This window comes from Roseateles rivi, assembly GCF_043555845.1.
Lineage (GTDB): Bacteria > Pseudomonadota > Gammaproteobacteria > Burkholderiales > Burkholderiaceae_C > Roseateles > Roseateles rivi.
The window spans coordinates 54,055-79,508 of record NZ_JBIGHZ010000002.1 but is presented as its reverse complement, the minus strand read 5'-3'; the positions used below and the strand labels follow the sequence as shown (position 1 = coordinate 79,508).

24 protein-coding genes are annotated in these 25,454 nt (G+C 66.5%); 18 read left to right on the top strand and 6 right to left on the bottom strand.

Translation table 11 applies throughout. The annotated features are described in order from the left end of the window. Positions 1-80: 80 nt before the first annotated feature. Together ACG0Z6_RS04435 and ACG0Z6_RS04430 are read right to left on the bottom strand one after the other, a co-directional pair. Positions 81-905 carry a carbon-nitrogen hydrolase family protein gene (locus ACG0Z6_RS04435; RefSeq protein WP_394458897.1) on the bottom strand — a complete coding sequence of 275 codons (825 nt, stop codon included), beginning with the start codon at positions 903-905 and terminating at the stop codon, positions 81-83. After that, complete coding sequence (locus ACG0Z6_RS04430; RefSeq protein WP_394458896.1) at positions 905-4,966, bottom strand: YhdP family protein; 4,062 nt, start codon at positions 4,964-4,966, stop codon at positions 905-907. The genes ACG0Z6_RS04435 and ACG0Z6_RS04430 overlap by 1 nt, the downstream gene beginning before the upstream one ends. A 54-nt stretch (positions 4,967-5,020) precedes the next feature. On the opposite strand from ACG0Z6_RS04430, the gene glnE reads away from it, so the two are divergent. The 4 genes from glnE to ACG0Z6_RS04410 all read left to right on the top strand — a co-directional run bounded on the left by glnE (position 5,021) and on the right by ACG0Z6_RS04410 (position 9,716). After that, positions 5,021-7,789, top strand: coding sequence for a bifunctional [glutamate--ammonia ligase]-adenylyl-L-tyrosine phosphorylase/[glutamate--ammonia-ligase] adenylyltransferase (glnE, locus tag ACG0Z6_RS04425; protein ID WP_394458895.1), 2,769 nt, complete (start codon positions 5,021-5,023; stop codon positions 7,787-7,789). After that, the gene (rrtA, locus tag ACG0Z6_RS04420) at positions 7,782-8,423 is read left to right on the top strand and encodes a rhombosortase (protein WP_394458894.1); all 642 of its coding nucleotides are present in this window, start codon (positions 7,782-7,784) and stop codon (positions 8,421-8,423) included. Before glnE ends, rrtA begins: the two co-directional genes overlap by 8 nt. A 38-nt stretch (positions 8,424-8,461) precedes the next feature. After that, the gene (locus ACG0Z6_RS04415) at positions 8,462-8,692 is read left to right on the top strand and encodes a CopG family transcriptional regulator (RefSeq protein ID WP_394458893.1); all 231 of its coding nucleotides are present in this window, start codon (positions 8,462-8,464) and stop codon (positions 8,690-8,692) included. Positions 8,693-9,080: 388 nt separating this feature from the next. Further along, a complete protein-coding gene (locus ACG0Z6_RS04410) occupies positions 9,081-9,716 on the top strand; it encodes a hypothetical protein (protein ID WP_394458892.1) in 636 nt (211 codons plus the stop codon). Positions 9,717-10,270: 554 nt separating this feature from the next. Here ACG0Z6_RS04410 and ACG0Z6_RS04405 read toward each other — a convergent pair. Next, positions 10,271-10,558: a hypothetical protein gene (locus ACG0Z6_RS04405; protein WP_394458891.1), complete on the bottom strand. Its 288-nt coding sequence runs from the start codon at positions 10,556-10,558 to the stop codon at positions 10,271-10,273. A gap of 202 nt (positions 10,559-10,760) precedes the next feature. Between ACG0Z6_RS04405 and ACG0Z6_RS04400 the strand changes: the two genes are divergently transcribed. Beyond that, complete coding sequence (locus ACG0Z6_RS04400) at positions 10,761-11,129, top strand: VOC family protein (protein WP_394458890.1); 369 nt, start codon at positions 10,761-10,763, stop codon at positions 11,127-11,129. Positions 11,130-11,207: 78 nt separating this feature from the next. Here the strand turns inward: ACG0Z6_RS04400 and ACG0Z6_RS04395 are convergent, their stop codons facing one another. Then, positions 11,208-11,684 carry a GNAT family N-acetyltransferase gene (locus ACG0Z6_RS04395; RefSeq protein WP_394458889.1) on the bottom strand — a complete coding sequence of 159 codons (477 nt, stop codon included), beginning with the start codon at positions 11,682-11,684 and terminating at the stop codon, positions 11,208-11,210. 154 nt (positions 11,685-11,838) lie between these two features. Between ACG0Z6_RS04395 and ACG0Z6_RS04390 the strand changes: the two genes are divergently transcribed. The 11 genes from ACG0Z6_RS04390 to ACG0Z6_RS04340 all read left to right on the top strand — a co-directional run bounded on the left by ACG0Z6_RS04390 (position 11,839) and on the right by ACG0Z6_RS04340 (position 21,564). Further along, positions 11,839-12,183 (top strand): GntR family transcriptional regulator, encoded by a 345-nt coding sequence (locus tag ACG0Z6_RS04390; protein WP_394458888.1) that lies wholly within the window; start codon positions 11,839-11,841, stop codon positions 12,181-12,183. A gap of 8 nt (positions 12,184-12,191) precedes the next feature. Continuing rightward, positions 12,192-13,079: an ABC transporter ATP-binding protein gene (locus tag ACG0Z6_RS04385; RefSeq protein WP_394458887.1), complete on the top strand. Its 888-nt coding sequence runs from the start codon at positions 12,192-12,194 to the stop codon at positions 13,077-13,079. A 22-nt stretch (positions 13,080-13,101) separates the two neighbouring features. Continuing rightward, the gene (locus tag ACG0Z6_RS04380) at positions 13,102-14,136 is read left to right on the top strand and encodes a hypothetical protein (RefSeq protein ID WP_394458885.1); all 1,035 of its coding nucleotides are present in this window, start codon (positions 13,102-13,104) and stop codon (positions 14,134-14,136) included. A 187-nt stretch (positions 14,137-14,323) separates the two neighbouring features. Beyond that, positions 14,324-15,172, top strand: a complete 849-nt coding sequence (locus ACG0Z6_RS04375; protein ID WP_394458884.1) for a serine/threonine-protein kinase — start codon at positions 14,324-14,326, stop codon at positions 15,170-15,172. A 121-nt stretch (positions 15,173-15,293) separates the two neighbouring features. After that, the gene (locus ACG0Z6_RS04370) at positions 15,294-16,076 is read left to right on the top strand and encodes a Stp1/IreP family PP2C-type Ser/Thr phosphatase (protein ID WP_394458883.1); all 783 of its coding nucleotides are present in this window, start codon (positions 15,294-15,296) and stop codon (positions 16,074-16,076) included. 63 nt (positions 16,077-16,139) lie between these two features. Beyond that, the gene (locus ACG0Z6_RS04365; protein WP_394458882.1) at positions 16,140-16,811 is read left to right on the top strand and encodes an FHA domain-containing protein; all 672 of its coding nucleotides are present in this window, start codon (positions 16,140-16,142) and stop codon (positions 16,809-16,811) included. A gap of 183 nt (positions 16,812-16,994) precedes the next feature. After that, entirely contained in the window at positions 16,995-17,777 is a 783-nt protein-coding gene (locus ACG0Z6_RS04360; RefSeq protein ID WP_394458881.1) for an MBL fold metallo-hydrolase, read from the top strand. 182 nt (positions 17,778-17,959) lie between these two features. Next, positions 17,960-18,409, top strand: coding sequence for a pilin (locus ACG0Z6_RS04355; RefSeq protein WP_394458880.1), 450 nt, complete (start codon positions 17,960-17,962; stop codon positions 18,407-18,409). Positions 18,410-18,627: 218 nt separating this feature from the next. Beyond that, positions 18,628-19,086 carry a pilin gene (locus tag ACG0Z6_RS04350; RefSeq protein ID WP_394458879.1) on the top strand — a complete coding sequence of 153 codons (459 nt, stop codon included), beginning with the start codon at positions 18,628-18,630 and terminating at the stop codon, positions 19,084-19,086. Positions 19,087-19,225: 139 nt separating this feature from the next. Then, positions 19,226-19,651 (top strand): pilin, encoded by a 426-nt coding sequence (locus tag ACG0Z6_RS04345; RefSeq protein ID WP_394458878.1) that lies wholly within the window; start codon positions 19,226-19,228, stop codon positions 19,649-19,651. A gap of 143 nt (positions 19,652-19,794) precedes the next feature. After that, the gene (locus tag ACG0Z6_RS04340; RefSeq protein WP_394458877.1) at positions 19,795-21,564 is read left to right on the top strand and encodes a PglL family O-oligosaccharyltransferase; all 1,770 of its coding nucleotides are present in this window, start codon (positions 19,795-19,797) and stop codon (positions 21,562-21,564) included. Here ACG0Z6_RS04340 and moaC read toward each other — a convergent pair. After that, entirely contained in the window at positions 21,561-22,061 is a 501-nt protein-coding gene (gene moaC, locus ACG0Z6_RS04335) for a cyclic pyranopterin monophosphate synthase MoaC (protein ID WP_394458876.1), read from the bottom strand. The two genes, ACG0Z6_RS04340 and moaC, sit on opposite strands and share 4 nt — an antisense overlap. A 120-nt stretch (positions 22,062-22,181) precedes the next feature. Between moaC and ACG0Z6_RS04330 the strand changes: the two genes are divergently transcribed. Further along, on the top strand, positions 22,182-23,747 hold the full coding sequence (locus ACG0Z6_RS04330; protein WP_394458875.1) for a M48 family metalloprotease: 1,566 nt from the start codon (positions 22,182-22,184) through the stop codon (positions 23,745-23,747). Between the two features lie 13 nt (positions 23,748-23,760). On the opposite strand, the gene ACG0Z6_RS04325 is transcribed toward ACG0Z6_RS04330, so the two are convergent. Continuing rightward, on the bottom strand, positions 23,761-24,117 hold the full coding sequence (locus ACG0Z6_RS04325; RefSeq protein WP_394458874.1) for a phage holin family protein: 357 nt from the start codon (positions 24,115-24,117) through the stop codon (positions 23,761-23,763). 310 nt (positions 24,118-24,427) lie between these two features. On the opposite strand from ACG0Z6_RS04325, the gene ACG0Z6_RS04320 reads away from it, so the two are divergent. Further along, entirely contained in the window at positions 24,428-25,387 is a 960-nt protein-coding gene (locus ACG0Z6_RS04320) for a TerC family protein (RefSeq protein WP_394458872.1), read from the top strand. Positions 25,388-25,454: the final 67 nt, after the last annotated feature.

Here is a 25,454-nt window from a genome sequence, read left to right as displayed (position 1 = left end):
CGAAGTTCAGCCCATGCGACTGGGCCAAAAACCGCCATCAAGCCCGGCTGTCTGCGGTTTGAATTTCTGCCCGCGCTGACCTATGGCGTCAGGCCAGGGCGCCGGTGCTGCAGCGCTGGCAGCTGCTGGCGCAGCTGGCTGAGGCGCTCGCGCGAGAGCGTGGCCAGCGCCAGACCTTCGCCTTCGGCGTGGCAGGCCAGCACCTCGCCCCAGGGGTCCACCACCATGCTGTGGCCCCATGTGCGCCGGCCATTGCTGTGCAGTCCGCCCTGGGCGGGGGCGATCACATAGGCCTGGTTTTCCACCGCGCGGGCGCGCAGCAGCAGCTCCCAATGCGCCTGGCCGGTGCCGTAGGTGAAGGCCGCGGGCACGCTGATGAGCTCCAGCGGCGGCAGCCCCGGGCTGTGGCTCATCTGGCGGTAGAGCTCGGGAAAGCGCAAGTCATAGCAAACGGAAAAGCCCGTGTGCCAGCCGCCGAGTTCGGCGCGCACCGGCGCCTCGCCCGCTTGCAGCACGCGGGCTTCGTCGTAGCGCTCGCGGCCGTTGTCATAGCAAAAGAGGTGCAGCTTGTCGTAGCGCGCCACCAGCGCGCCATCGGGGCCAAAGCTCAGGCAGCTGTTGCGCACGCGGCCCGCTTCAGCGCAGCGCAGCGGCAGCGTGCCGCCAATCAGCCACAGGCCCAGCTCGCGCGCCAGGGCGCTGAGCTTGCGCTGGATGGGGCCATCGCCCGGGGTTTCGGCCACGGCGAGTTTGTCCTCGTCCTTGAGCCCCATGAGGCAGAAGTACTCGGGCAGCGCGGCCAGCTGCGCACCGGCAGCGGCGGCCTGGCGCAGCAGCGCTTCGGCGCGCGCCAGGTTGTGGGCCACATCGGGGCTGGAGACCATTTGCAGGGCGGCAACTCGCATCAGGGGCGCTCCGTGGCGGTGGGGGTGGAGGTCGGCGCCGAGGCGCCAGGCTCGGTGCTGGCAGGTGCATCGCGGCGGCGCTGGAGTTGCTCCACGCGCGGCTCGGTCCAGCTGCCGGTGATGCTGAACTCATCGGTATTGGCCGCTGCCAGCGGCTTGCCAATGAGCCACTGCGCCACAAAGGTGCCCAGGGCCAGCGCGGGGTTGACCGCCGCATAGGCCAGGGCCGCGCCACCGGCGTTGATCTCGGGCACCACCAGCACGTGCAGGTTTTGGGTCTCGCTGGCCAGATGGGTGCTGCCCTGCATGCGCACCACGGCATGCACGCCCTTCATGGTGAGGTTGTCGCTGCGCGCCACGCCCTGCTCGATGCGGATTTCGCCGCGGAAGCTGTCAAACGCAAAGCCCTGGCTGTAGACATCGCGGAAGTCCAGCAGCAAGCGCCGCGGCAGGGACTGCAGGCTCAGCACGCCCAGCAGCCGCGCCGCGCCGGGGTCGGCGCGCAGGAACTGGCCGTCTTGCACGTCCACGCTGAGCTGGCCGGCCATGCTGGCGTAGTCGGGCGACAGCGGTGAGCCCGCCCAGCTCAGGTGGCCGCTGAGCTGGCCCTGGCCTTTGCGCACCACCTCGGCGTGCCCCAGCCGTGTGAGCAGGGCGCCTGCGTCGTGCACCTCCATGCGCCAGTCCAGCTCGGTCTGGCGCTGGCTGCGCCCGCTGGCCGCCGCCCACTGGCCTTGGGCGCTGAGCTTGGCGGCGGGGTTGTCCAGCAGCAGGCGCTTGAGCCGCCACTCGCGTGCTTCGGCCGCTTGCTGGGCCTGGACTTCCAGGCGCCCCAGGCGCATGCCGCGCAGCTCGAAATCCTCCACCACGATGTCCAGTGTGGGCACGGAGCGCGGCGGCTGCTCCAGCAGGCGCTCCACCGATTCGGCCTCGCTGCGCGGCAGCGCCAGACGGCCCAGCCGTGCATACACGCGCCCGGGCTGGCTGCCCAGGGTGGGCCGGAATTCCAAATAGCCGCTGAGCTGCTCGGCATCCACCGTGGCGCGCCAGGTGGGGCCGTCGCGCGTCAGGCCCGCCACGACTTTGTTCAGCGCATAGCCCGCCACCTGCAGGGTTTGGGTGCGGGTGCTGAGCTGGTTGGGCACATAGCTGCCTTCGCCCGGTCCATGCTCGGCGGCCTCGCCCACCAGGCGCGGCAGAGCGCGCTGCCAGGCGTCGAGCGAGAGCAGCGGTGTGTCCGCGCGCGCCGTCACGCCCTGCGCGGGCAGCTCGGGCAGGGGCGCGTGCACGCCCACGGCGCCGCGCAGCACGCGCGCCTCGCCTTGGGGCGGCAGCTCGCGCACATAGTGCGCCTGCACCTGTTTGCCCAGCTCCAGGCGCAACTCGTCGCGCGCCACACCGGCGGGGCTGTCGGGCAGGCTGCGCTGGCTGTAGCGCAGCGGCCAGAGCTCGTCTGTGGCCTTGCGCAGCGGGGCGGGCAGCTCCACGCTCATGCCTTGCAGGGTGGAGCTGATGTTGAGCTCGGTGTAGGCCTGGCGCACCAGCACCTCCACGGCCATGGGGGCCGAGCCGCTCATGAACCCGGCCAGGCGGCTGGTCAGGCCCAGCTCTGTGGCAGCGCGCAGGCCCTCGGCGCTGACCTGGCCTTGCGCACCAAAGCGCAGGCTGCCGTCGGGCTGGCTGCCGCCTTCAAGCCGCGCGTTGCCGCCCAGGGTGCGCAGCTGTGTGGGGCCCAGCTGCAGGCCGCGCTCGTTGAAGTCCACCTGGCCTTGGATGTCGGTGAACTGCGGCAAGTCCGGGCGCAGGCGCAGGCTGTTGTCGGCCAGTTGCAGCTGGCCTTTGACGCGTGTGGCGTCGCTGTGGTTGAGCGGGATGTTCAAGTCCAGGCGCAGCTGTGCGTTGCCCCCAGCTTGGGCCTGGTCCAGGGCGTGGCGCGTCATGCCGCCCACCGGCGAGTTGCGCACAAAGCGCAGCATGTCGGTCAGCGTGCCGCGCGCCAGCCCGCTGACGTCCAGCACCGGGTTGCTGTGGCCCAGGTCGGGAATTTGCGCCTGCACATTGCTGAGCTCCACGCCCATGAGCTGGGCACGCGCGCGCCGCAGCTGCATGCCCGCGCGCTCAAACACCAGCTCGCCCTGCACACGCTCCATCTCCGGCCAGGGCGAGACATAGGCGGGCAGTCCGGCCTCGGCCGGGTGGCTGGGCACATAGGCCAGGCGCACATCGCGCACCTGCAGCGCCACGCTGAACTCGCCGCGCGATTGCGGCTGGGCAAAGGGGAACTCGTCCAGCGGCCCCTTCAGGCGCAGGCGCGCCTGCTGCGCTTGCCCGCCCAGCAGCGCATGGCGCACATAGCTGCGGGCGTGGGCGCCCAGCGACAGCGGCAGGTAGGCCGCCACGCGCGTGGCGCGCACCTCGTTGAGCTGGCCGTTGAGCTCCAGCTCGCCCAGCGGCTGGGCGCTGGCACGCCAGCGCCCGCGCAGCTCGCCGCGCAAATCGGCGTTGGCCAGGCGCAGCTGGGCCAGCTCCACCTCTTGCAGGCGCCAGGCCGCGCCGTCTTGCGTGGCGGCCTGGCGCCAGTTCAGCTCGGCTTGCAGCTGGGTCAGGGGCAGGGCCGCTTCTTCGAACACCCCGGGCAGGCTCAGGCTGCCTTTGTTGATGCGCAGCCGCGCTTGGCCGCCGCGCTCGTTCAAATCAAAGCGCAGCTCGGCCCCTTGCACGCCGGGGCGCGCGAGCTGGTGCGGCGCGCTGGTGCTGGCCTCGCCGGGGCGCAGGCTCAGGCCCAGCAGCTCGCCTTGCAGCTGGTAGCGGCGTGGGGCTTGCAGCGGGCCTTCCCACTTGGCTTTGGCCTGTTCCAGGCGGCCTTGCGGCTGCATCTGCGCCAGCACCTGCAGCTGCTGCGCCCCCAGGGGCAGGCGCTGCAGGATGTGGGCGGCCTGGGCCAGGTCCATGTGCTGGGCCTGCACGCTGCCGCCGCGCACGGCCAGCGGGTCGTTGGGCGCGTGCTGCACCTGCACCGACCAGTCCGAGGCCGGCCAGGCCTTGCCGTCGCTGCTGATGAAGCCCAGCTGCTGCGCCTCCAGGCTCCAGTGCTCGGCGCTGCGCGCGGCGCTCAGCCGCCCTTCAATCTTGGCCAGCTGCAGCGGTGCGAGGTGCGGCGCCAGGCGCAGCATCACCTTGTCCAGCGCCATGTCCAGGCTGGCTTGGCGCAGCTCGCCGTGCTCGATGCTGACCTTGGCGGCCAGTCGGCCCAGGCCTTCGTCCAGCTCAAAGGGCAGGTCGATGTGGCGGCGCAGCTGGCGCACATCGGCGCGCGGCAGCTCGCCTTGCAGCGTGCCGCTCCAGCTGCGCAGCTCGCCCGCGCGCGCCAGCAGCGGCTGGCGGAAGCTGCCCTGCAGCCGGAAGCGCTCGCCCCAGCCCGCGGGCGGCGTGGCGCTGAGCTCAAAACTGTGGCGCGCCAGGCCGTTGCGCAGTTTGAATTCCAGCTGCTGCAGCTCCAGGCGCGGAGCCTGGCGCAGCTCGTCCTGCCACAACACCCGCCCGGCGCTGATGACGAATTGCGGCTGGTTGAAGAACCAGTCCATGAGCTGGTCGGAGGCCTCGGTGTTGGCGCCGCTGGCCACGTCCAGCCCGGCCACGCTGAGGCGGCCCTTGGCGTCGCGCAGCAACAGCAGCTCCGGGGCGTACAGCTCCAGGCGCGCAAACCGCAGCTCCAGCGCCAGCAGCGAGCGCGCCGACAGCGCCGCCGAAACCCGCGGCAGGTGCAGGGCTTGACGGCCCTGGGCGTCGATCAGGCGCACATCCAGCAAGTCCAGGGCCGGGGCCAGGCCCTCGGGGCGGTGGCGCAGCTCGCCCAGGCGCAGCTGAACCCCCAGCGCGCGGCTGGCCTGTTGTTCGATCTGGGGGCGCCACTCGTTGATGTGCGGCAGAATGAAGCCGTGCAGCGCCGCCAGCGTGCCCACAAACAGCAGCAAGCCCAGCGCCAGCACGCCAAAAATGGCACGCCGCAGCCACAGGGCGGGCCGCTTCGCGAGGCGTCGGAGAGCGGCGGTGCGGGACATTTCAGGCGGGCTGCGCGGTGGTGAAGCGGTCGGGGAATCTAGCACAGTGGTGCCATGAACTTTGAACAACGACAAGCGGCGCAGTCGGTTGACCTCGCGCCTGGCGCAAACCCCCCGCAAGTGCGGGCCAAAGCCGAATACAGCCGCTTTGTGCAGCGCGTGCGTCGGCGCTGGAGCGCGGAGCTGGACCTGCTGCCTCCGGGCCTGCCCCGGCGCGAGACCATGCAGGCCGTGGTGGCGCAGCTGCAGCAGCAAGGCCGGGCCTTGGGCAGTGCGCTGCGCGTGATGCGCCAGCTGGTGCTGGAGCGCCTGGCGGTGCTGGATGTGGAGCAAGGCGCCAGCGTGCCCGAGGTCTGCCTGGCTATGACGGAGCTGGCCGAAATCAGCCTGGAGCTGGCGCTGGCCCAGGGCCGTGCCGAGCTGGACGCGCAATACGGCGCGGCGCGCGACGCGCAGGGCGAGGTCATTGAGTTCTGGGTGCTGGGCATGGGCAAGCTCGGTGGGCGCGAGCTCAATGTCTCGTCTGACATCGACCTGATCTACGTCTACGACGAGGACGGCCACACCGACGGCGCCCAGCGCATCACCGCGCACGAGTACTTCAGCCAGCTCTCGCGCAAGCTCTACACCTTGATTGGCGACGTCACCGAAGACGGCCAGGTGTTTCGCGTGGACCTGGCGCTGCGCCCCAACGGCAACTCCGGCCCCGCCGTGGTGAGCCTGGCCATGCTGGAAGAGTACTTTCTGGTGCAGGGCCGCGAGTGGGAGCGCTTTGCCTGGCTCAAGAGCCGCGTGGTGGCGCCGCGCCTGGCCATTGCCGGGCCCAAGGTGCAGGCGCTCAAAGCCCTGGTGACGCACTTCGTCTACCGCAAATACCTGGACTACGGCGTGTTTGAAGGGCTGCGCCAGCTGCACCGCAAAATCCGCGACGAGGCCCAGCGCCGCGCCGCCGGGCGCCCGCAGCGCGCCAACGACGTCAAGCTCTCGCGCGGCGGCATTCGCGAGATTGAATTCATCGTGCAGCTGCTGCAGGTGGTGCGCGGCGGGCAGTTCCCGGAAATCCGCACCCGCTCCACCGTCAAAGCCCTGCAGCGCGTGGCCGACAAAGGCCTCATGCCCGCCGCCACGGCCGACAAGCTGAGTGAGGCCTACGACTTTTTGCGCCGCGTCGAGCACCGCATTCAATTCCTGGACGACCAGCAAACCCACTGCCTGCCCGAGGCCGACGCCGACCTGCGCTGGATTGCCGACTCCCTGGGCCTGGTGTGCCGCGCCGAAGCCTGCGCGCTGTTTGAGCGCCTGGGCGAGGTGCGCGAGCTGGTGGCCGCTGAGTTCGACGCCCTGCTGCACGACAGCCAGCCCGCTGCAGGGGGTGGCTGCAAGCGTTGCGGCACCCCGGCGCTGCCGGTGGATGCCGAAGACTTTCTCAACAGCCTGCCCGAGCCGCTGCGCCCCGCCGTCAAGCGCCTGGCCCAGCTGCCGCGCGTGCAGGGGCTGCGCGAAGAGTCGCGCCTGCGCCTGGCCAAGCTGGTGGGGCGCGCCGCGCAAATCCAGGGCGAAGACGGCTGCAGCACCGAGGCCGTGCTGCACTTCGTGGACTGGCTCGAACCGCTGCTGCGCCGCGAGAGCTATCTGGCCCTGCTGCTGGAGCGCCCCTCGGTGCTGCAGCGCCTGCTGCGCCTCTTGGGCCTGGCGCGCTGGCCCATGCGCTACCTCATGCGCCACCCCGGCGTCATCGACGAGCTGGCCGACACCCGACTCTTGCACGAGCGCTTTGACAAAGAAGCCTTTGTGCAGGAACTCGCACAGCGCCGCGCCGTGTGGCTGCGCCACGGTGAGGCCGACGAAGAAGCCCTGCTCGACAGCTTGCGCCGCGCCCACCACGCCGAAGTCTTCCGCACCCTGGTGCGGGATGTGGAAGGGCGCATCAGCGTCGAGCAAGTGGCCGACGATCTCTCGCTGCTGGCCGACGCGGTGCTGCAATGCGCCATCGAATGGGCCTGGGCCGGGTTGCGCCAGCGCCACCGCGAGGCACCGCAGCTGGCCGTCATCGCCTACGGCAAGCTCGGCGGCAAGGAGCTGGGCTATGGCGGCGACCTCGACGTTGTCTTCCTCTTCGACGACGAAGACGACAGCGCGCTGGAGATCTACAGCGCCTTTGTGCGCCGCCTCATCACCTGGCTGACGCTGCGCACCGCCGCGGGCGAGCTGTTTGACATCGACACCGCGCTGCGCCCCAACGGCAACTCCGGGCTGCTGGTCACCTCCATGCAGTCTTTCGCCAACTACCAAAGCGGGCGCGGCAGCAACACCGCCTGGACCTGGGAACACCAGGCCATCACCCGGGCGCGCTTTTGCGCCGGTGCGCCGCAGCTGGCCGAGCGCTTTGAGGCCGTGCGCCGCGAGGTGCTCACCGCCACGCGCGACCACGCCGCACTGCGCCAGGAGGTGCTGGCCATGCGCGAAAAGGTGCGCGCCGCCAAGCCCGTGCGCGCCGAGCTGTTTGACCTCAAACACAGCGCGGGCGGCATGATGGACGCCGAGTTCGCCCTGCAATACCTGGTGCTGGCCCACTCCCACGCCCACCCCCAGCTGCTGGACAACGCCGGCGTCATTGCCCTCTTGCAGCGCGCCGAGGCCGCTGGTCTGCTGCCGCCCGACTGCGGCCGCGCCGCCGCCGACGCCTACCGCGCCATGCGCAGCGCCCAGCACCGGGCGCGGCTCAACGAAGCCAGCACCGCGCTGGACGCCGCCGCTGCCGCCCCGCTGCAAGCCCACCGCCAGGCCGTGCTGGCGCTGTGGCAGGCCGTTTTTGGTGCTTGAACCGCGCCTGCCCCCCGAAGCCGCCGCCCCGGCGGCCTGGGGCAGCGCCTGCGCCCTGGCCGCACTGGGCGCCACGGCCGTGTTTCTGGCACCAGCCGGGCTGCAAGCCGCACTGGAGTGGCGGCCCGAACTGGCCCTGACCCAACCCTGGCGTGTCTGCAGCGCCGCCCTGGTGCACCTGAGCCTGCAGCACCTGCTGGCCAATCTGGCGGGCTGCCTCATGCTGGCGCTGCTGGCCTGGCGTGCCGGTCTGGGCTGGCGCACCCTGGCCGCCTGGGCCCTGGCCTGGCCCCTCACCCAGCTGGGCCTGCTGGCCTGGCCCGACCTCAGCCGCTACGGCGGCCTCTCAGGCGTGCTGCACGCCGGCGTGGCCACCGCGGCCCTGGCCCTGCTGCTGGGCACCGCTCGCCCCAGCGGTGCTCCCCGCACCGTGGGCGCCCTGCTGCTGCTGGGCCTGGCCCTCAAAGTGGCCCTCGAACACCCCTTCGGCCCCGCCCTGCAAACCCGCGCGGGCTGGAGCATCCCCATCGCCCCCGCGGCCCATTTCACGGGTGCGCTGGCCGGTGTGCTGGGGTGGGCGGTGGTGTGCGCCTTAGCACGCTGGCGGTCCCGGCGGGGCGGCACGAGCCGCTGAGGCCGCATAGACTGGCCCAGCCTTCGGAGGTCTGCGCCATGCCCCACATCACCGTGCAACTGGACACCGCCACCTTGGCGCTGGTCGAACGCTCGGCCCTGGCGCAAGGGCTGACGCCCAGCCAGTGGGTGGCTGCGCTCATCCACCGCCACGCCGCCCAGGACTGGCCCCCAGAATGCCTGGCCCTGGCGGGGCGGTTTGGGGACTTCCCCCTCAATGAACCAACTGCCGCACAGCATCCCGGCGATTTGCCTCGGCTGACGTTTTGAAGCTTGGCTTGCAGGCCACATATGGCCCTCACGAAGCTAAACGCGAGAACACCACATAGCTGCCTAATTCACTGTTGAGCTAGATAGGCGGAGGAGTTGCATTCGCGCGTGGCGCCGCTCAACCGGTTTTGGCAATTGGGCCTACCCCACGCAGCCGCCGTGGCAAAACGCCACCTTGTGTCCGGAGCAGGCCGCTCGCTAAATTCTTTGCGAAACAAAGGCATACCCCCCATAACCCCGGGTTTCCGTGCTGCAAATAGCTGTGGTTGAATGATTAAGCCATCGCTCGAAATGGCGGTGGAAGGTGGTGGTTAATGGTGGAGGGATCTGTTTATATTAAATATACCACGCGAATTTCGATCCAAATAGAATATATGGAAGATAATTTATGCCTTGGAAGAAAGTTTTCGCAATAGTTATATTTTTCTGCTCATGCTCTTCGTGGGCGGCTTCAATAGACTGCATAGAGGTAAAGAACGGTTCAATTCTCGAGGTGGAGTTGAGGTCGCAGGATGGGCATGATAATTGCTTCCTTTTTGAGGGAATATCGTCATTAAAGCAATTAAATATCATATCAAAATCGATAAAAGATTTTGATCATAAAGTCACAGTTTTTGAACTTGATGGGAATAGTCAGCGTCAATTTGTGGGGGACTGGTCGTCAGATTCCCAGGGCTTGGTTGGTGCGCAGTTGGATATTCTCGGGAGAAGAATTGGATTGTCCATCGTTCCGGTGACTGAGACAGATAAAAATAAGCATCTTTCTGTGATGTATGTCGCCGACAAAGGTTATGCGGTTGTCGTGATGGATATTTCAAAAATTCAGATGGCGAATGGTTCAGTTGGTCCACGGCCTGACCCTGTTGTGAGATGTGCGAGATACCCATGTCCGCAAGCGCGATCAGTCCAATCGCCTTCGAGTACTGGATCTGTTGCCACAAAATGCTCCTTGTCTCCTAAAATGCCTGCAGGGAAGCATCCCGATTTCGATGTGGATGCAAATCTTGCTGATTTTTCGGCATAATCAGCGCTTATCGACAAGGTTCCAGATTCTGTAGGGCACTTCTAAAAACCCTGTTTGGCACAAAGTCGTTCCATTGAAATCAATGACTTATGGCGCTCTAGGGACCCTCTGCATAAATCAAGGGGGATCTGCCACGAGCGATCCAGCATCAGTTTCGCAGGCGACCGATCGAATGTGAGCTGTGGATTCTTTGTGCCTGCGGGACATGGCAGCTCACTGAACGGTGGGCTGCCATGGCAGATGTCGATTTATGCAGAGGTTCCCTAGATGCTCAAATATGAGGTTTCGAGAAGTGCCCCGTAGCGCTGAATGGGGTGTCCTGCGGGCAGGGCGGCTTGTGTCTGGTGGGCGCCTGGCCACATCCCCACCGCTTGCGCAATCATGAAACTTCAAGATAAATCATGATGGAGCTGGGTGTGACGTCGGTCCGAGAGCAAAAGGAGCGCCCCCGGCAGCATGTGATGGCGGCGTTTGCGGCGAGTCTGGAGGAGTTCGACAGCCTCTATCGCGAGCTCGCCAAGTAAGCCGTGGCGCGCGATTTCTTAACAGCGCCCTCATCCATCCGCCCGCAACAGGGCTTCTAACAAGCTGGCGGCGGCGTCGGGGTTTTGGTGCACCTGGGCGTGGAGGATGGCGCCGTCTGCGGCCAAGGTGGCGCGTGCGGCGCGCTCTGCACGAAGGGGGCCGCGCAGCACTTGGGCGATGGCGGCGGTCATTTGTGCCTTGTGCTGCTGGGAGAGCGCCACCACCTCGGGCTGGGCGCCGGCAAGTTCCACCACGGCGTTCAAAAACGCGCAGCCGCGAAAGCTGGGGCTCGCCCACCATTCGTGCAGCGCCCGCACCAGGGGTTGCCAGCGCAGCGTTACCCGCAGTATTGGTAGGGGCTCAAACGGCTGCAGGTTCGCCCGAAGGTGGGGGCTTGCGTCGCAGGGGCTGCCGCCTACGATGCACTCCCCAACACATGACGAGGACGCCGCCGAAGCGGTTTCTCGCGGTACTCACAGCCGCCAGCGCGCGCCTGTGCTTTTGAACTTGAGGATGACCATGGAACTCAACACCGCCAGAGTCTTCGTGAAGGACATTGACGCCGCGAGGCAGTTCTACGCCGGCCCGCTGGGCCTACCCTTGAAGGTGGATGGGAGCCCGCATGGCTACTGCGTTTTCAAGGCCGGGAGCACGGAGCTGGTGGTGGAGGTGGTTGCCGCTGACGCACCCGAGGAGGAGCAGCTGCTGGTCGGGCGTTTCACGGGTTTGTCGTTCGCGGTTCGCGACATCACGGAGAAGCACAGGCAGCTTGTGGCGCTGGGTGTGCCTTTCACGGGAGCACCCCAGAAGCAGTTCTGGGGCGGTGTTCTGGCAACGTTGCAAGACCCATCTGGCAACGAGCTGCAAATCGTTCAGCAGCCCGCTTAGCCCGAATCACAGAGCCCGCGGCGCTCACAACCCAGGCCCAGATGGCCCGCTGTGCGGGCCGTTTTTGTTTTTGCGCCCTCACAGCAGCCGTGTCATGAAGCGGCTGTGGGGGTCTGGGGCGTAGTCGGCAAAGGGGCCGCAGTCTTCAAAGCCGTGGGCCAGGTAGAGGGCGTGGGCGGGGGCGAAGAAGGGGGCGGTGCCGGTTTCCAGGCTCAGGCGTGAGAGGCCTTGAGCGCGTGCGTCGGCCATGAGCTGGCGCAGCAGCGCGCGGCCCACGCCGTGGCCGCGCCAGGCGGTGGCGGTGCGCATGGATTTGAGTTCGCCGTGGCGCTCCTGCAGGTGTTTGAGCGCGCCGCAGCCCAGCAGTTGCGTGCCCTGCCAGGCGGTCCACAGCCGCACATCGGGCTGGGACAGACGCTGCAAGGGCAGTGCGTACACGCTGTCCGGTGGCGAGGTGCGGCGCATGTCAGCCAGGTGTTCTTCCAACAGGGCGTGGAGTTGCACCACGGCCAGCGGTGAGGGCTCCAGGCGCAGGGTGAGTTCGGTGCTGTTCATGCGCGGGGCTCTCGCAAGTGGCGTGCCAGGGTGGTGGGTGCGTGCAGCTCATCCTGGGCAAAGTGCAGTTGGTCGCGGCGCAGGTGCGGTGCCTAGTGCCTTGCCGATATGGTGTGCTGCATCACCCCGGGGCCGGGTGTGTTTGGAGAATTCAATGCAGCACTGGAGCGAAAAGCTTCCCCTCTATCAGCAGTTGGCCGAGCACCTTTTGCAAAACTTGCTGGAAGGCGACCCGCCCGAAGGCGAGGCCATGCCCTCGGTGCGGCAGCTGGCCCATCAGCACCTGATCAACCCGCTGACGGTGGCGCGCGCGCTGCAGCTGCTGGACGCCCAAGGGCTGTTGGAGAATCGCCGCGGCCAGGGCTGGTTTGTGCGCCAGGGTGCGCGCCTGCGCTTGCTGGAGCAGCAGCGGGCCGCGATGTTGAACACCGAGTGGCCACAACTGCGCCAGCGCCTCGCGCGCCTGGGCTTGGGGCCGCAAGATTTGCAGTGGGAATGAGGGACGACATGAACCACAACAGCCAAGACGCACTGGTGGAGGTGCGCAATTTCTCGCTGCGCTATGGGCGCAAGACGGCGCTGGATGACGTCAGCTTTGACATCCCCAAAGGCCGCGTGGTGGGCCTGCTGGGCCACAACGGCGCGGGCAAAACCTCGCTGATGAAGGCGCTGGTGGGCTTGCAAAGCGGCCAGGGAGCGCTGCGCGTGCTGGGCATGAACCCGCAAGCCGACCGTGTGGCGCTGCTGGACCAGGTGTCCTACATCCCCGATGTGGCGGTGCTGCCGCGCTGGGCGCGGGTGCATGAGCTCGTCACCCTCATGAGCGGGCTGCAGCCCCGTTTCAGTGCAGAGCGCGCACGCACCTTGATCCGGCGCACCAGTGTGGAGCTGGGCGACAAGGTCAAAGCGCTGTCCAAAGGCATGGTCACCCAGCTGCACCTGGCGCTGGTGGCGTCCATCGACACGCGGCTCATGATCCTGGACGAGCCCACGCTGGGGCTGGATGTGCTGTCGCGCAAAGCGTTTTACGAAATGCTCATTGACGAGTGGTGCGACGGCGAGCGCAGCGTGCTGATCTCCACCCACCAGGTGGAAGAAATCGAGCAGCTGCTCTCAGACGTGCTCATGCTCGACCAAGGGCGCTTGGTGCTGAACCTCAGCCTGGCCGATGTGGAGCAGCGCTATGTGGCCCTGGCCCACGCCCCCGAGCTGGCCGACGCCGTGGCCGCCGCCCACCCGCTGCTGCGCTACCGCATACACGGGCGCAGCGCCGCGCTGTTTGACGGCGCGCCGCCCCAGCACCTGGCGCAGCTCGGTGAGCGGCTGCGGCCCAGCCTGGTGGATTTGTTTGTGGCCCTGACCCGCAAGCCCGAACAAGCGCCCCACGGGGCTTGAGCACAAGAAAAGGACGGCAATCATGAAAACGCAACGTATCGCCACGCTGCTCAAGCGCGAGTGGCTCCAGCACAAGTGGAGCTGGTCCATCCCCATGCTGGTGCTGGTAGGCCTGGTGTGGGCTTTGATGCTGAGCCTGCCAACGTTCAGCAGCAAGGTTCAATACAAGTTCCACGCTGGCGGCAGCACCCACACACAGGTGGGGGTGGAGGTCGGCGAGGCCAAAGGCGCAGAGGCTGCAACGCTGCCCCAGGGGGGCGCACCGCAAGAGGACGACTTGGGCCAGCTTGTAGCCTCGCGCTCGGACGTGACGGCCTTGCTGATCTTGGTGGGGGTGAGCTGGGGTTTTGCCATGCTGCTGTTGGTGACCAGCACGTCCATCGTGTTGTTCCAGATGCCAGGCTTGCCGCGCCGTGACCGCGCCGACCGCAGCCACGAATTCTGGCTCTCCCTGCCCGCCACCCATGTGGAGAGTCTGGGCAGCACCTGGCTGGCGCATGGCGTGCTCGTGCCCATGGCCGCCGTGTTGGTGGGGGCGGCTTGTGGCCTGCTCACGGGCATGGTGGGGGTGGTTCAGGAATCGGGCTTTGGGGCCCTGATGGCTGCGCCCTGGTGGGGTGTGCTGCAGGTGCTGGCGGTGGGGGCACTGCGCCTGCTGCTGGGCGTGGCGCTCATGGCCTTGTGGTGGTCGCCCTTTGTGTTTGCACTCATGCTGGCGCAGGCCTGGGTCAAAGGCTGGGGGGCGCCGCTGCTCATCGGCGTGACCGTGGCCGCCGCGGCCTTGCTGCAAAAGCTCTACGGCTACACAGCGTTGGCAGAGGCCTTGCAGGCGCAGCTCATGGGCGGCGTGGAGGCCGTGGCCATCAACATCCCGAACGCCGAAGCTCTGCTGCGCCAAGCCCACGACGCCAGCGCTGCCGCCCGTGTCCTGGTGGGCCAGCTGGGGGCTGACACCTGGAGTGTGCTGAACTCGCTGGCCTCGGTCCAGTTCCCGCTGAGCTTGGGGGTCGCGGCACTGTGCTTTGCGGGCCTGGTGCAATGGCGGCGCCGGGCGTGAGCGGCTTCAAGCCACGGGCATGAGGTTTGGGCACAGAGGCTGAGCCTGCAATTCATGCCCGGGGGCCTGGGTTCTGGCATCCTCGGGCATGGCGCATTCACGACGCCGACCTAGGGGAGACAGGGTGACGGGTGGGGCTTGGTTTTCGCGCTGGCTGGGGCGTTCGTCTCCGACGGCACCCGGTGGCGTGGCCTCACGTTACCAGCTACAGGAAGAAATTGGCCGCGGCGGCATGGCGGTGGTGTACCGCGCCATTGACACCCAAACCGGGCGCCCAGTGGCTGTTAAGCGCCTGGCGCTGAGCCGTGCGTTCGCGGCGGCCGATGTGCCGCAGATCTGCCAGCGCTTTGCACAAGAGGCGGCGGTGGCGCAGCGCCTGGACCACCCCGACATCTTGCGCGTGGTCGACGCCGGGCGCAGCCAAGACGACCAAGACGCCTGGATGGTCATGGAGCTGGCCAGCGGCCATGACCTCGGTGCTTTTGTGCGCGCCCCCCATTTGTTGCCCGTGGTTGAAGTGGTGCAAATCGCGGCCCGCCTGGCGCGCGCGCTGGCCTATGCCCACCGCTGCGGCGTGGTGCACCGGGACGTCAAGCCCTCCAATGTGATGTGGGACCACGCCAGCGCGCAGCTGCGGCTGATGGACTTTGGCGTGGCCCGCCTGCACAACAGCAGCCATACCGGCACCGGCATGGTGTTGGGCTCACCCACCTATATGGCGCCCGAGGTGCTCACCGGCTTGCCGGCCGATGGCCGCAGCGACATCTACGCCCTGAGCGTGCTGCTGTTTGAGCTGCTCACCGGCGCTTTGCCCCATCACAGCGACAACTTCGCCGATCTCATCCAGCAAGTGGCCCACGAAAGTGCCCCCGACGTGCGGCGCTACTGCCCTGGCTTGAGCGAGGGCCTGGCGCTGGTGGTGGCGCTGGGTCTGCACAAACACCCCAAGCTGCGCTATCAGGACGCCGACACCATGGCGCAGGACCTCGAGTTGGTGTTGCGCCTGGGTGTTGGGCGTCGCGGAAACGTTGACTGACGCGCTGCAATTGAGGGGACAAACGCGTGACGAATTCCGCATTTATCGGGGCTTCACCCTGCTGGCGTGGAGTGAAGATGCACAATCCGCCGACCACAACAACCCAGTTCTGCCATTTGTCATGAATTTGGAGTTCTTCAGCGCGACCGACACAGGCCGTGTGCGTGACAACAACGAAGACTCCGTGGCGCTGGATGAGCAGGCAGGGCTGTTCATCCTGGCTGACGGCATGGGGGGCTACAACGCCGGTGAGGTGGCCAGCCAGATGCTCACCGGATTCCTCAAGGCCGAGTTGGGGCGCTGGCTGCGCGAAACCGAAGGCCAGGCTGCGGAGTCCGAGGTTTGCCGCGCCATGGAAATCTGTGTCGACAACGCCAACCGCGCCATCTTCAACGCGGCCACCAGCAACCCCCGCTACGCAGGCATGGGCACCACCTTGGTGTTTGGCGTGTTTGCGGGCAGTCGTCTGGTGTTGGGGCATGTGGGGGATTCACGCGCCTACCTGTGGCGCGAGGGTGCGCTGCGCCAGCTCACGCGCGACCACTCGCTGCTGCAAGAACAACTCGATGCCGGCCTGCTCACCCCCAGCCAGGCGGCCGTGTCTCTCAACCGCAACCTCGTCACCCGGGCTGTGGGGGTGGACGAGCATCTGATGCTGGAGCTCACACCGCAAGATGCCAAGTCTGGCGACATCTACCTGCTGTGCAGCGATGGGCTCACGGACATGCTCGACGAGACCACCCTCGCGCAGTTGTTCCAGGCACACGGGCAACTCCCCGAGTTGGGGCGCGCGCTCATCGACGCGGCCAATGACTATGGGGGGCGGGATAACATCGCAGTCATTCTGGTCCGCACGAGCGAAAACACCCGTCATCGCCGATGGTGGGCACCCGGCCGAGCCTGAGTGGCTGGCGCGAGCATTGATCAGCACGGCTGCGGCCTGCACAGCAACATTTCGAGGTCAAACATGAGCAAGCTGATGGTGTCTCTCGATGGCGTAGTCATTAAAGAGATCCAACTCACCAAAGACAAGACCACCCTGGGGCGTCGGCCGTACAACGATGTCGTCATTGACAACCTGGCCATCAGCGGCGAACACGCCGTGCTGCAAATGGTGGGCAGCGATGTGTTCATTGAAGACCTCAACTCCACCAACGGCACCTACATCAACGGCAAAGCCATCAAAAAGCAGCTCTTGAACCATGCCGATGTGATCGAGGTGGGCAAGTACAAGATCAAGTATCTGGGCGAAGACACCAGCGAGTACGAGCGCACCCAGGTGCTGCGCAGCGGTGCTGCCACCGGCAGCGGCGCCATGCGCTCGGGCTTTGGTGCGGCCTCCGAGTTCGGCGCCCTGGGCCCGGGCATGATGCCCGGCCAAGCCGCTGCCATCAAAGTGCTCAACGGCCCGGCTGCAGGCCGTGAGGTGGTGCTCAGCAAAGTCGTCACCACCGTGGGCAAACCCGGCGTGCAGGTGGCCTCCATCACCAAACGCCCCAGCGGCTATGTGTTTGCCCACGTTGAAGGGCATATGCGCCCCAGCGTCAACGGGCAAGCCCTCACCAGCGAATCCACCGCCCTGCGCCACGGCGATGTGATCGAACTCGCTGGCACGCAGATGCAATTCCTGCACCACTGACCCCGCGCGCCGCGCGGCCCTGGCATGCCAGGTGCTGCGTGCACCACATCACGCGGCCTGGGTTTGGCAAGCGCTGCCCCTGTGGCGGTGGCGCAGCGTGCCAATTGCGCCACTGGGCTGAGCCTGGTGCGGGCTATACAGTGCGCTCCACGGCCTCAGTTGGTGGGGCCAGCTGTGCCCACAATGAACATTACTGCTTTGGGCTGCGCAGGGTCACTGGCTGCGGGCCACGACACCACGGCATTCCTGCTCGACGACGACGTACTGCTGGACGCGGGCTCCGGCGTGGGCACCCTTGGCATCGAAGCGCTGCTGCGCATCGACCATGTGCTGCTGAGTCACTCGCACATCGACCACATCCTGGGCCTGCCGCTCCTGGCCGACACCGTGCTGCGCCAGCGCACCCTGGCCGGGCGCCCCCCTATCCAAGTTCATGCGCTGGAGCCCACCCTCGCAGCGCTGCGCCGCCACCTCTTCAACGGCGTGCTCTGGCCCGACTTCACCCGCCTGCCCAGCGCCGAACACCCCGTGCTGAGCCTGCACCCCTGCCATATCGGGCAGGTGCTGGCATTTGGCGCGCGCCGCATTGAAGTGCTGCCCGCCCGCCACACCGTGCCCGCCTGCGGCTTTGCCGTGCAAGGGCCCGCTGGGCGCTGGTGGGCCTACAGCGGCGACACCGGCCCCAACCCCGCGCTGTGGCACCGCCTGCGCCAGCTGCCGCTGTCTCACCTGGTGGTGGAGTGCGCCTTTGACGACGACGAATTCGAACTCGCCGACCGCGCCCTGCACCTGTGCCCCCGCCAGCTGCGCACCGAGTTGCAAGACTGGCTGCCCCTCGAGCTGCCGCTCTACATCACCCACATCAAACCCGGCATCGAGCCCAAAGTCATGGGCGCCCTGAGCGCCCAACTCCACCCGCTGGTCCCCCGCGCTCTGCACGGCGGCCAGGTGTTCCAGCTCGACTGACAGATTTCGACCCCCGCGAATGCGGGGTGACCAATCCCGTCACCCCACCTGACACAGCGCGTCGCACCCCCTCATTCAAGTGATAAATTACCCCTCAAATGAGGGGTTAACTGCTAGAAATGCATGTGGCATGTGCATTGCGTCACACAGTGCTCCTCAACCTGTGTTTTAGGGAGCAACCCATGAAAAAACGCGTGCAACAAGGCTTCACCCTGATCGAACTCATGATCGTGGTGGCTATCGTCGGTATCTTGGCTGCCGTGGCAGTGCCTGCTTACCAGGACTACACCAAGCGCGCCCGCGTCACCGAAGGTCTGGGCCTGGCCAGTGCGGCCAAGCTGGCGGTGACGGAGTACTACTCATCCAATGCGGCCTTGCCTGCAGACAATGCAGCTGCTGGTTTGGCGGCGGCAGCCCAAATCACTGGCAACGGCGTGCAGAGCGTGACTGTCACCAATGGTGTTATTGCGATCAAGTTCAACGACAAAGTGGTTAACGATCAAACCCTCCTGCTGACACCTACGACTCCAACTGACGCGGCAGGTGGCAAGATCACTTGGAGCTGCACGGGTGGCACTTTGGACGCCAAATTCCGCCCCTCCGAGTGCCGCGCCGCTGTTGCTGGCTCCTAATGTGAACAGGTGGGCCTAGCGCCCACCTCCCCAACCCCGTCACCCCCTGACCATTCTGGTCACACGTGACGGGCGCAGGCGACCAGATGTGTCGCCTGCAAGGGGCTGGAGTGTGAACAGCGTCACGAACGCTTAGCACCTGGCCCCTGGCACGCCATCTGCAGTAGTAAGGATGTCCGCAACGACGTCCCCCAACTCCTCACTTCCGGAGAACTGCAATGAACCGTGCCATCAAAAGCGCCCAAAAGGGCTTCACCCTGATCGAACTGATGATCGTGGTGGCCATCGTCGGCATCCTCGCCGCTGTGGCCCTGCCGGCCTATCAGGACTACACCCGCCGTGCCCGTGTGGCTGAAGGCTTGAGCTTGGCTTCTGCCGCCAAGTTGGCCGTGTCGGAATACAAGGCTTCCAACAACGTCTGGCCCGAGAGCAATGATGTGGCTGGCCTGGGCAGTGACCCTATCACTGGCCAAGGTGTGGAAGACATTCAGATCGGTTCGGAAGGCGTGATCACCATCACCTTTAACAGCCGCGTCACTGATGGCAACAGCGGCAGCACGATTGAGTTGCGTCCCTCTTTCGACGAAAGCGGTAACAAAATTGGCTGGGATTGCACCCAGGGCGATCTGCTGGAAAAGTATCGCCCCGCTGAGTGCCGCGGCAGCCGTCCTCAATAAGGTCTGAGGCGATGCGCTTGCGTTGAGCCAGCATCTGGCCAAAGCCCGCCCGAATTCGGCGGGCTTTTCCCGTTTTCGCGTCGTTGCCTTCGTGACAAGCTGTGGCGCTGGTATGTTCAACCACATCAATCCGGTGCCCATGTTGAAACCCGATCTGCGCGGATGGACCTTGATCGAACTGATGGTGGTCGTCGCCGTGGTGGGCATTCTGGCGGCGGTGGCCCTGCCCACCTACCAGACGCACACCCGCCGCGCGCGCGTGGCCGATGGCCTGGGCATGGCCACCGGAGCCAAGCTGGCGGTGACAGAGTATTTCTCCTCGAACAACGCTTTTCCCGACTCCAACACGGCGGCGGGCTTGGCGGCCCCGGGTGAATTTCAAAGTGCGGCAGTCAGCAGCATTGAGGTTGGGGCCAGGGGGCTCATCACCGTGACCTACACCCATCTGGTGGACGAGGGTAAAACCCTGGTGCTGGAGCCTGATGGAATTGAGGCGGGCCGGGTGGCCTGGAGCTGCAAAGGCGGCACCTTGGAGCTGACCTTGCGCCCTGCCGAGTGCCGCTGAGCCGCGCACCGGTGTGCGGCTGAGGCGCCGCCTAGAATGCCCGTTTTGTGTCCGCGCCGCTTGGCCTGCGGACTGCGGCGCAGGCCCGTTCACAGCGCGGCAGCGCGCCCCGCTTTGAGCGTTGCCCAGAGGATTTGCCTGCCGTGATTGCCCCCGCTTTGCCCGCTGATGTTCACCGACCTCCTGCGCCCCTCTTGCTGGGGGGCTTGTTGTTTGGGGTGGTGCTCGCGCCCTTGCTGGCGGTGAACCACACGCCCTCGGCCACGCTCTACAACCAATTGCTGGCCCTGTGGGGCTGGGGCTTGCTGGTGTGCGCTCTGGCCACGCAGGAGCGGCAGCGGCCACGCTGGGGTGCGGTCGAGCTGTGCTTGAGCCTCTTGCTGCTGGCGGCCGCCCTGGCACCGCTGTGGCGCAGCCAGCCGCTGTCCATCGCCCTGGGTCAGCTGGGCATGCTGGGTGCGGCGCTGGTGGTGTTTCGCGCGGCGTGCGGTGTGCCTGCGGCGCAGCGCTTGGCCGTGTGGGAGGCCTTTGCTGCCGCCGTGCTGGCTCTGGGCCTGTGCAGCGCCTTGGTGGCACTGGTGCAGGTGTTTGCGCCCGATTGGGCGGATGGCGTGCTGATTGCGCGCTCAGGCCTGGTGGGGCGGGCCGTGGGCAATATCCGCCAGCCCAACCATTTGGCCAGCATTTTGATGTGGGCCGCGGTGGCTTTGGCCGCGCTGTGGCAAAGCGGTGCTTTGCAGCGCTGGCTGCAGGGTTCGGCGCGCTTGGCGGCGCTGGCGGCCTGGGCGCTGATGGGCCTGCTGATGCTGGCCATGGTGTTGAGCGCCTCACGCACCGGCGTGTTGGGGGTGTTGATGCTGGCTGTCTGGGGGGGCTTGGACCGCCGCTTGCTCTCGGGCCGCGTGCGCTTGCTGCTGGTGCTTTCGCCGCTCTTGCTGGCGCTGGCGTGGTGGGGCATGTCCTGGTGGTCGGCGCAGCAGGGGTTGACTTTGGGGGCGGAGTCCCGCTTGGCGGAAGGGGCGGGCTCGCCCTCGCGGGTGGCGATTCTGCGCAATGCCTGGGCGTTGCTGCAGGCTCACCCCTGGCTGGGCGTGGGCTGGGGCGAGTTCAATCTGGCCTGGACGCTGACCCCATTCCCTGACCGTCCGATTGCCTTTTTCGACCACACCCACAACCTGCCCTTGCAGTGGTTGGTGGAGTTGGGCTGGCCGCTGGGTTTGCTGTGCCTGGGCCTCTTGGGTTGGGGCTTGTGGCAGGCGGTGCGCCAGTGCGCGCAGCAGCCCACTTTGCGCGAAGCGCTGGCGCTGCGCAGCGCCTTGATGCTGGTGCTGACGATTGGCCTGCACAGCCTGCTGGAATATCCGCTGTGGTACGCCTACTTCCTGCTGCCTGCGGTCTTCGCCCTGGGCTTGGTGCTGGGCTCGGGGCCGCAGCGCGAATCGAGGCCGACCGAGCTGCCCTCGCGCGGGATGTTGCTGGCCGGTGTGGCCATGAGTGTGGGGGCGCTGCTCACAGCGTGGGACTACCAGCGCGTGGTGGAGATCTACCAGCCTTCGGCCCGCTCGGTGTCTTTGAGTGAGCGCATTGCGCGCGGTCAGCAGTCGTGGTTTTTTGCGGCGCAGGCCAACTATGCGGCGGCCACCTCGCCCCAGCCTTCGGCCAAAACCTTGGAGGCCGCACGCATGACGGCGCACCACCTCAGCGATGTGCGCCTGCTCATGGCCTGGGCCAAGTCGCTGCATGCGGTGGGCAAAACCGATGAGGCGCGCTATGTGGTGCAGCGCCTGCGCGAGTTCCGCAGCCGCGCGGGTGACGATTGGCTGCAGGTCTGCGAGGACTTGGAGCCGGGCCAGCCCGAGCCCTTCCAGTGCGCGCTGCCTTCGCGCGATTACGACTGGACAGAGCTGCGTTAATCGCCCGCCGCGGGCAGGGCGGCGGCCTGCCAGTCGCCGCTTTTGCCGCCGTGTTTTTCCAGCACGCGAATCTGGCCCATCACCATGCTTTTGTCGGCGGCCTTGCACATGTCGTAAATGGTCAGCAGGCCCACTTGCACGGCGGTGAGGGCCTCCATCTCAACGCCGGTCACACCGACTGTTTCCACCTGCGCCGTGCACACCACGGCCACAGCCTCGGCGTCCAGAGCGAACTCCACACTCACCCGGGTCAGTGGCAGGGGGTGGCACAGCGGGATGAGCTCGGCGCAGCGCTTGGCCCCTTGAATGGCCGCAATGCGCGCCACGCCCAGCACATCGCCCTTGCTCGCCGTGCCCGAGGCAATCAGCGCCAGCGTGGCGGCCTGCATGCGAATACGCCCCTGCGCCAGCGCCTTGCGGTGGGTGGCGGACTTGGCGGAGACGTCCACCATATGGGCTTGGCCTTGGGCGTCAAAGTGGGTGAGGGGGGACGTCATGACGGGGGAGCTTTTCGAAGATTTACGGGCCAGCAATATGGGCGCGCCAGGAGCTGCGATGATAGCCAGCCGCCCTGGCATCGGCTGCAGGACCGGGCGTAAAAAGAGCTGGAGGTAGACATGTTGCGGTGGATGAAGCAAGGCCCCTTTCGCGCGCTGGCCTTGACCTTGGCGCTGGTGCAGATGGCTGCGCCGCTGAGGGCCAATCCGCCGCTGCCAGCGCTGGGTGATTCGGTCTCGGCCGAGGTCGGCATCGGCTACGAAAAGCGTCTGGGCGAACAGGCCATGCGGCAGATACGCCCCGACCCCGCCTACCTCGACGACCCACTGCTGCTGGAGTACGTGCAGCGCAGCTGGACCCCGCTGGTGGAGGCCGCCAAGCGCATGGGCAATATCGGCGAGGACACGCGCGACCAGTTCGCCTGGGAAGTTTTTCTGGTGCGCGACAAATCGGTCAACGCCTTCGCCATGCCCGGCGGCTATGTGGGCGTGCACCTGGGCTTGCTGGCCGTGACGCAGACGCGCGATGAGTTGACCTCGGTGCTGGGGCACGAGCTTTCGCACATCACCCAGCGGCATATCGCCCGCGGCATGATTGGAGACTCCCGCAACAGCCTGCTGGCCTTGGCGGGCATGTTGGCAGGGGTGCTGGTGGCCGCGCGTGCGGGCAGCGTGGACATGGCCAATGCCGCCATCGTGGGCTCGCAGGCGGCTGCGGTGCAGTCGTCGCTGAACTTCTCGCGTGACATGGAGCGCGAGGCCGATCGCATGGGCTACCAAGTGATGGGCGAGGCGGGCTACAACCCTGCGGGCATGGCCAGCATGTTTGAGCGCATGGAGCAGGCCTACCACCTCATGGACTCGGGGGCCTACCCCTATTTGCGCACCCACCCATTGACCTCCGAGCGCATCGGCGAGGCCCGTGCCCGCGCCAACTCTCAAGGCTTGCAGCGGCCCACGCCCAGTGCTGAACACGCGCTCATGGCGGCGCGGGCGCGCGTGCTCATGGACCCGCGCGTCGATGCGTGGCGTCCGTTGCAAGGGCTGGATGCGGGCGCGCGCAGCAGCGAGTTCACCGAGCAATTGGCCGCACGCTACGCCAGTGCCTTGGCGTCCATCCAGCTGCGTGACTTCAACCGGGCGGAGTCTGCGCTGCGCGCCGCGCAGGCCCTGCTGTCACCGCCGCGCCTGGAAGTGGCGGCGCAGCGCCTGCTGGGGCATTTGCAAGCCGAGCTGGCGCTGGCGCGCGGTCAGGGCGAGCAGGGCTTGGCGCAGCTGGCCGCGCTCAAAGACAACAGCCGTGCGGCCTTGATTTTGCAAGCCCAGTTGGCGCGTGTGAGCGGGGCCGAGCCGCAGCGCGCCGCCTACGAACGGCTGCAAACCCACCTGGCGCTCACGCCACAAGACGCGCTGGGCTGGTCTGAGCTGGCGCTGCTGGCGCAAGCGCAGGGCCAGGTGCTGCGTGCGGTGCGTGCCCAAGCCGAGCACCGCGCCGCGCTGGGCGACCTCAACGGCGCCATCGACCGGCTGCGCTCGGGGCTGCGCCAGTCGCGCCAACCCGGTGCCGACCCCATCGAAGCGGCCGTGATCGATGCGCGGCTGCGCACCCTGGTGAGCGAGCGCCGCGCGCTGCTGGCCGATCTCTACCCCAACAACCCGCCGCGCGACGTGGACTTGCCGCAGTAGCGCCGCAGGTGCTTCAGTCTTGGTTGGGGAAGAGGCGTTCGATCAGCGCATCCACCCCCATGCCCAGCGCGCTGTAAATCAGCGAGCCCAGCAGGGCGGCCCAAAAGCTGGTCACACCAAAGCCGTCCAGCAGGCGGGCTGCCCCCCAAAACAGCAGGGCGTTGATGACGAAGAGAAACAGCCCCAGGCTGAGCACCGTCACCGGCAGCGTGAGCAGCACCAGCACCGGACGCAACAGCGCATTGAACAAGCCCAGCACCAGAGCTGCCAACAGGGCCGCGCCAAAGCCCTTGACTTGAACACCTGAGTACAGCGAAGCCAGCAGCAACAAGGCTCCGGCCAACAACAACCAGCGCGTGATGGTTTTCATGGGCGCAGCATAGCTTGCGGCTTCGGGAATTGCGCAGCGACGCTCAGTCGCCGCGGCAGCCCAGTCAGCAGGGCTGCATTTGATAATGAACCCCGGCTCGTTAGGGGAGTAGCACAAGGCGCCACAGCGCTTTGGCAGCAACCCGTCAATACGGTTGGCCGGCCAAGGTCAATCCGGGTTCTGTAGCTGGTATAGGGGTAGCCCCCTTGCCGCGCCCCGCAAGACCTAGCGCGCACGCTTCGCTACCATCGCGCAACCCCAAAAGGGGCGGATGGGAGCGGCTTTTCGACCTTCTTGCGGGAGACTTCGCATGACGACTATCGCGCCCATGTGGCTGTGGGCTTTCTTCGTCGGGGCTGTGATCGTGGCCCTGTTTGTGGACTTCGTGGTGCTGCGCAAACAAGGCGCGCATGAAGTCAGCGTCAAAGAGGCCATCAACTGGTCGCTGATCTGGGTGGCGTTGAGCTTTGCTTTCAACGGCCTGTTCTGGTGGGCGGTGAAAGACACCACGGGTGACTCGGCCCTGGCCACCACCAAGGCGCTGGAGTTCCTGACCGGCTACTTGATTGAGAAGTCGCTCGCGGTCGACAACATCTTTGTGTTCCTGATGATCTTCACCTACTTCTCGGTGCCGCCGGCATTCCAGAAGCGGGTGCTGATGATCGGCATCATCGGTGCCATCGTGCTGCGCACGGTGATGATTCTGGTGGGCGGCCTGTTGATCGCCAAGTTCCACTGGATCCTCTATGTGTTCGGCGCTTTCTTGCTCATCACCGGCATCAAGATGTGGTGGGCCGCTGGGCAGGAGCCTGACCTGGAGAGCAACCCCGCGTTGAAGCTGCTGCGCCGCATCATGCCCGTGAGCAAGCACTTTGACGGCGAGAAGTTCTTCACCGTGGAAAACGGCAAGCGTCTGGCCACGCCGCTGTTGCTGGTCATCGCACTGGTGGGTCTGACGGACGTGATTTTTGCGGTGGACTCCATCCCCGCCATCTTCGCCATCACCAACGACCCCTTCATCGTGCTGACCTCCAACATCTTCGCCATCTTGGGTCTGCGTGCGATGTACTTCCTGCTGGCAGCCATGGCCACCAAGTTCCACTTGCTGAGCTACGGCCTGTCTGTGATCCTGGTCTTCATCGGCACCAAGATGATGTTGATCGACATCTTCAAAATCCCTGTGATGGTGTCGCTGGGCGTGGTGGTGGGCATCCTGGCCTTCACCATGTGGCTGAGCGTGCGCACCGCGCCGAAGATTCCTTCGGCCTAAGCCGCGCCACACCCCAACAAAAACCCCGCCCTGGCGGGGTTTTTTGCGTCTGGCCGACGCAGGGCTC